The sequence below is a fragment of the Aquabacterium sp. A08 genome (assembly GCF_011742065.1).
On the sequence record NZ_JAAQQT010000507.1, the window covers coordinates 1 to 335 of the forward strand.

Annotated in this window: 1 protein-coding gene; it reads left to right on the forward strand. The window is 71.6% G+C overall.

What is annotated here, in order from left to right; genetic code table 11:
- Window positions 1-335, forward strand: a 335-nt coding sequence (locus HA630_RS27385; protein ID WP_166832252.1) for a VWA domain-containing protein, incomplete at both ends; no start/stop codon positions are given.

Here is a 335-nt window from a genome sequence, read left to right on the forward strand (position 1 = left end):
CCCTACGACGCGCTGGCCAAGGCCCGGCTGGCGGGCATGCAGGGGCAGTGGTCCACCCGCATGGGCACGGCCATCCGCCACGCCACGGCCGCGCTGCAGGCCCAGCGCCACCGCAAGAAGCTGCTGCTGGTGGTCACCGACGGGGCGCCGGTCGACGTGGACGTGCGCGACCCGAACCACCTGCGGCAGGACGCGAAAAAAGCGGTGGAACAGGCCGCCCGCCAGGGCGTGACGACTTTTTGCATGAGCCTGGACCCGCGCGCCGACCCCTACGTGGGCCACATTTTTGGGGCCCGCCACTACCTGGTGCTGGACCGGGTGGAGCGCTTGCCGGA